We start from the raw sequence: 5197 nt of genomic DNA on the forward strand, positions 1-5197 counted from the left end.
CAAACCTCACGGCATCACGCTCGTTGACCTGAATAAAGGCCTCCGAAAAAACCTCCGTCAGACTCTTGGACATCACGGTCAGAGAGCCGGAGTGCTGCATCAGATTGCCCGTCACCATCGCCAGGGGATAGTGCCTGTCAATGCGCTCCAACTCGTCAAAGGCCACCGGCATATAGCACCACCTCTCCCTTCCGGCCTCCTTAACAATGGTGTCTATTTGCTGCCTCAGAGCAGGCAGGGTCTCCAGCCCCGTGGACGTCTTCATAAACCTGGCCAGATTCCTGAATATCTGCCAGCCAGGCAGCGAATCACCCGTGGGAGCCACGATCCTCTCAAGCCTCTGCCCTATGCCGGCAGCATTGATGAACGTTGCGTCCTCCTCGGCCCAACTGCACACGGGCAACACTATGTGAGCCAGATTGGCCGTCTCCGTAAACCGGATGTCCTGCACCACGAGCAGCTTAAGCCGCCGCAGGGCAGCCTCCACCGTCTTAAACTGCGGAGCGATGCCCAGAGAGCCCATCACGTACAGGGCATCAACGCCATCCCCCCTGTCATAGAGCATCTGCATGAGGTCCTTGCCAGGCGCCCCGGGTAACTTTGCGTAGCCAGGCAGATAGTCAGGGGCAACACCCATCTGCCACATCCCATACGTATTGGCATTGGAGGCCGGTATCTGAAGGGCAGAGGGACCATCCCCCGTCAACATCAGGAGATTGGCCGCAGCGTATATGGCATTGATCCCCTTGTTGTTTTCCATGCTGCCCATTGTCATCGCTATCATGCGGTTTTCAGAACTCAGAAATGCGTGCGCAAGCTCAATGAACTCCTCCTCCTCGATGCGTGTAACATCCGCCACCATTTCGGGCGTGTAGGGACTGACCGTTTGCGCTATTTCCTCGTAGTTGGCCGCCGTGGTGGACATGTTGTTTTTGAGGTGATAGCCCCCCTCGATGGCCATGTGCATCAGGGCATTGAGCAACACAACGGAGGTACCGGGTCTGATGCGCAACCACATGTCGCTGTGTCGTGATAGCTTGCTCTCACGCGGGTCAACAACAAGCAGCTTGGTGCCCTTTCTTTTGGCCTCCAGGTACCTGAGTCCCCAGACGGGATGCGTCGCCGTTATATCGGACTCGATAATCAGGATGACGTCATTTTCAACAGGGGCATTGAGCTTTATGGGGAGATTTGCAAGACCAAATGCCCTGACAACCGCCTCCTGAACCCTGGCATAACCAAACCGGGAGATGGAATCTATGTTGTTTGTCCCAATGACCTTGCGCATAAAGTGCTGCATCATGTAGTTGCTTTCGTTTGAGAACTTGGAGGAACCGATGGCACCTATCCTGCCCGGACCACTAGTGTTTATGATTTCGAGCAAGCGCTCGGACAACACGTACAAGGCCTCCTCCCAGGAGACCTCTGTCAATTGACCGTCTTTTCTTACAAGGGGCTTACGGAGCCTGTTTTCGGCGTATATGAAGTCCATCCCATACCTGCCCTTGACGCATAGGTCGCCCTTGTTGATCCCTTGGATGGCATCAGACTTAGTCCTGATGATCTTGCCCTCACGTGTATCAAGCGTCACGGTACAACCCACACTGCAATAGGGACAGACGCTGTCATAGCTCTCCAGAAACCAGGCGCTGGCGCGGTACTTAAAGGGCTTGCTGCCCAACGCCCCCACCGGACAGGCATCGACACACTGTCCACAGAACTCGCAATCCAGCGTCTCATCAAAGGCCTGGCTGATCTTTGAGTCAAACCCGCGCCCAATGAAGTTTATCGCCCCCACGCCCTGATGCTCCCAGCACACACGCACGCACTTGCCACAGAGTATGCAGCGATTGGGATTGCGCTCGATAAAGGGACTGCCCGTGTCTTTTTCGACGGCGTGTCTCTTTTCGCTGAAACGACTCATGGACGGGCCAAACTTCAGTGCAAGGTCCTGTAGCGAACATGCCCCCGACTTGTCACACACCGGACAGTCCAGCGGGTGATGTATCAGCAACAACTCAACCAACGTCTTTCGTATCTTGTTTAGGCGCGGGGTGTTGGTGTGGACCACCATGCCGTTTTCAGCCGGATACGCACAGGAGGCAAGCAGGCGTGGCTGTCCTTCGGTCTCCACAACACACAGACGACATCCCCCGTAGGGTTTGAGCCTGGGGTCCCAACACATGTGGGGTATATAGATGCGGTTTTCAAGGGCCGCCTGAAGGATCGTCAACCCCCTGGCAACCTTTATCTTTTTGTCATCAATGGTGAGCTCTATCATGCGGAGACCTCCTCCTCTTTGAACATCCTTGCCGAACCAATCTTTACAGCCCCAAACTTACAGGCAGTAAAACACGACCTGCACTGCACGCAACTGCTCTGTGTGATGCGGTGTGGTTGTTTCTTGTCCCCGACGATGCAACTGGTGCTGCATGCCCTGGCACAGGCCGTACAACCGGTACACTTGCTTTCGTCTATATAGAAGGTGCAAAGGTTCTTGCACACACCGGCATAGCACCACTTGTCTCTGATGTGTGCTTCGTACTCGTTGCGAAAATACTTGATAGTGGTCAGGACGGGGTTTGGTGCCGTTTGACCAAGTCCGCACAAAGATGCAGCCCTGATATCGCCGGCAAGGTCTTCGAGGAGTTCGATATCGCCCTCGCGTCCGTTTCCGAGTGTGATTTCGGTGAGCATGTTGAGCATGACCTTGGTGCCCACACGGCATGGCGTACACTTGCCGCAGGACTCGTGCGCCGTAAACTCAAGAAAAAACCTGGCGAGGTTGACCATGCAGTTGGTGTCATCCATGACGACCATGCCGCCGGAACCTACAATGGCGCCCGTCTGGACGATGTCCTCGTAGGTCACGGGCAGGTCAAGCAGCGACGCCGGTATGCACCCTCCCGATGGTCCGCCGAGCTGAAGGGCCTTGAAGTAGCGCCCCTTTTTGATGCCACCGCCGATGTCCTCAACAATACTGCGCAGGGTGCTCCCAAATGGTATTTCGATCAGTCCGGTGTTGAGTGCGGCACCGGTGAGGGCAAAAACCTTGGTACCGGCAGACTTCTCCGTGCCCATCGCCCGGAACCACTCTGCCCCGTGGATGATCACCTGCGGGACGTTTGCGAGGGTTTCAACGTTGTTGAGGACCGAGGGCTTCTCCCACACACCCTTATGTACCGGAAATGGCGGTCGGGGGATCGGTGAGCCTCTCTTGCCCTCTATGGAGCGCATCAGTGCCGTCTCCTCTCCGCAGACGTATGCCCCGGCACCAAGGTATATTTCGATATTGAGGTCAAAGCCGCTGCCAAAGATGTTCTGCCCCAACAGGCCGTAGTCCTCTGCCTGCTTGACGGCGATCCGCAGACGCTTGACTGCCAGCGGGTATTCGGCACGGACGTATATGTAGCCATAATGCGCACCGATGGCCTTGGCGGCTATGATCATGCCCTCGATAACGACATGCGGGTCGGCCTCCATGATGCTCCTGTCCATAAAGGCCCCGGGGTCACCCTCATCACCGTTACAGAGGATGTACTTTTCGTCTTCCACAACGGCGTTGCACAGCTCCCACTTCAATCCCGTCAGAAATCCTGCCCCGCCCCGCCCCCTCAGACCGGAGTCCTTTATCTCACGTATGATCTCCTTGGGGGTCATGGAGGTCAGTGCCTTGGCTGCGGCTATGTAGCCGTCTCTGGCGATGTACTCGTCTATGTCCTCGGGGTCTATAACCCCTCTGTTTTTGAGTGCTACCAGGGTCTGGTTGCTGAAAAACGGAATGTCATCCAATATCGGCACGGGCTTGCGAGTGACCGTGTCGCGGTACATGTATCTCTCAACGGGTTGTCCTTTGGCGAAGTGATCATCCACGATTTTGGCACCGGCCTCGGGGTTTAGATACTCGTAGAACACGCCATCGGGATAGGTAACCATCAACGGGCCGTGTGCACAAAAGCCGTTACAGCCGGTCATGACCACCTTGACGTCGTCTTTGAGGTTGTTTTGTTCGAGGCCTTTTTCAATGGCGCCTTTTATCTTGAGGCTGCCACCGGCCAGACACCCCGTGCCTCCGCAGAGCATGATCTTTTTGTCGTTTGCCCTGGCAGTCTGGCGTTCTTTTATTGCTTTAAGGTCGTCTATGGTGTGTATTGACATAAGTGCCTCTTTACCTGTAGTTTTTCAATATTTCGTTAGTTTTTGCCGGGTCTACCTTGCCAAAGGTGTCGTCATCAACGACCACCACCGGGGCAAGACCACAGGCGCCTATGCATCTGACTGTCTCAAGGGAAAACAGATTATCGTGTGTGATTTCGCCTTCGTTTATGCCGAGGTCTTTCTCCAGGTTGTTGAGGATTTCGTTGGCCCTCTTTACGTAACATGCAGTCCCCTGGCATACCCGAACGTTATACTTGCCCATCGGCTTCATGCTGAAAAACGAGTAAAACGACACAACTGCATAGACCTCGCTGACGGGTATCTTCATGCCCTTGGCAATGAGCTTTTGGGCCGATGCCGGCAGGTATCCTATCAGCTCCTGTGCCTCCTGCAGCACCGTGATGAGTGCCCCGCGCTTTTTCCTGTATCTCTGTGTGATGGCCATCAGCTTTTCGGTGTCAAATATCTCCACGCTTTTTTGTGGCAAGGGCACCTTTGGTGGTGTACTCAGGGTTTTGTTTACCGTATCTATGAGCGTCTGAGGGAAAAACGGCTTAGGTAAAAACTCCGATACATCCAGGGCAATGGCGTCCCTCAGTACCGCCTTGGAGGAAAACCCCGTGATTACTATGATTCTCAGGTAAGGATAGTTGTCGTTTAACCACTTGATAAGCTCCAGGCCATCAATGGTTGGCATTATGATATCGGTAATTATCAGGTCATAGGTGTTTTTCCTGATCAGGGCCATGGCCTCCTTTGCACTTAAGACCCCTGAGACTTCGTGTCCCTCTGCTCCAAGGACTGCCATACAACTCTTGACTATTATTTCGTCGTCATCAACAACGAGGATGTTTCTACCCATTAAGTCTCCTCCCGCTTGTGAAAATTATATAAAAACTAACCTCAGTATAACATGATAATTTAAAGCATTTCAATAGAATATCGAAGATGGTAATTACATGGACATGAGTTTTTTTGTATCAATTTGACAATGTCACATTCAAGGAAACATCATGGATTGTCTGAACCAGGATTACGC

The 5197-nt window shown here is 53.6% G+C and carries 3 protein-coding genes; all 3 read right to left on the bottom strand.

Annotation, left to right across the window (positions count from 1 at the left end; genetic code table 11):
- Window positions 1–2281: molybdopterin-dependent oxidoreductase (locus HWQ67_RS12380; RefSeq protein WP_218253001.1), on the bottom strand; the 2281-nt coding region annotated here is incomplete at its 3' end.
- Window positions 2278–4158: an NADH-ubiquinone oxidoreductase-F iron-sulfur binding region domain-containing protein gene (locus HWQ67_RS12385; RefSeq protein ID WP_218253002.1), complete on the bottom strand. Its 1881-nt coding sequence runs from the start codon at window positions 4156–4158 to the stop codon at window positions 2278–2280. The genes HWQ67_RS12385 and HWQ67_RS12380, both read right to left, overlap by 4 nt.
- A 10-nt stretch (window positions 4159–4168) precedes the next feature.
- Window positions 4169–5020 carry an NAD(P)H-dependent oxidoreductase subunit E gene (locus HWQ67_RS12390; protein ID WP_218253003.1) on the bottom strand — a complete coding sequence of 284 codons (852 nt, stop codon included), beginning with the start codon at window positions 5018–5020 and terminating at the stop codon, window positions 4169–4171.
- Window positions 5021–5197 lie beyond the last annotated feature (177 nt).

The sequence above is a fragment of the Candidatus Magnetobacterium casense genome (assembly GCF_019173545.1).
GTDB classification, from domain to species: domain Bacteria; phylum Nitrospirota; class Thermodesulfovibrionia; order Thermodesulfovibrionales; family Magnetobacteriaceae; genus Magnetobacterium; species Magnetobacterium cryptolimnobacter.